Origin of the sequence: Sutterella massiliensis, assembly GCF_016899755.1 — a bacterium.
GTDB classification, from domain to species: domain Bacteria; phylum Pseudomonadota; class Gammaproteobacteria; order Burkholderiales; family Burkholderiaceae_F; genus Sutterella; species Sutterella massiliensis.
On sequence record NZ_JACJJC010000205.1, the window covers coordinates 1 to 636 of the forward strand.

The following is a 636-nucleotide window of genomic DNA, read 5'->3' on the forward strand; positions in this document are numbered from 1 at the left end:
GCTTTTCCTTGAGCGCAGTCCAGCCGTCGAAGTCTTCAACACCGTAGTCCGATCGAAGAATGTGCTGCATGTCGGCGGTTGAAATGCCGGTGAAGCGCGCCATGGCGACTGCAGGTGTCATGCGACGGGTAGGATCGCCGTAAGCATCGGTAGCAAGCGCGTCGGCGACGCAGGCAAGAGGTTCGCTGTCGACAAGCACGCCGTCGCAGTCGAGGAGGATGAGCGAAAAGTTCTTCATTGTTTTTGGTGCGGTTTCGGGCTTTTGGATTTATTGAAGCGGAGGACTGCGTATCAGAAGAGCGCTTCCGTTTCCTTCACAATCCGCGCGAGTCCTTCTTGAGGCGTAAGTTCGCCGCGCATTACGAGACCGATGAGGTCGCGCTGCTTGTGCCAGATCTTGACGCCGTTGGCGCCTTTGTAGCCCTGCCATGCAGACGCGTATTGAATCTGCGTGACGGGCGTGTACCAGAGAGGGTTCTTCTTGTAGAAGTCTCCCAGGTATTCAGGTTTTTCTGCCTGACGGTTCGTCGGAATGTAGCCAGAACCCAGTACGGCGATCTTCTGACCTTCGGGCCCGCATGCGAACTTGAGATACTCCCATGCGGCCTTCTGCTTCACCGGGTCTTTCGTTAGGAT

At 56.3% G+C, this 636-nt stretch carries 2 pseudogenes; both read right to left on the reverse strand.

Annotation, left to right across the window (positions count from 1 at the left end):
* A pseudogene (locus tag H6A60_RS12180) lies at positions 1–238 on the reverse strand (hypothetical protein); the annotation flags it as partial.
* Positions 239–291: 53 nt separating this feature from the next.
* A pseudogene (locus H6A60_RS12185) lies at positions 292–636 on the reverse strand (ABC transporter substrate-binding protein); the annotation flags it as partial.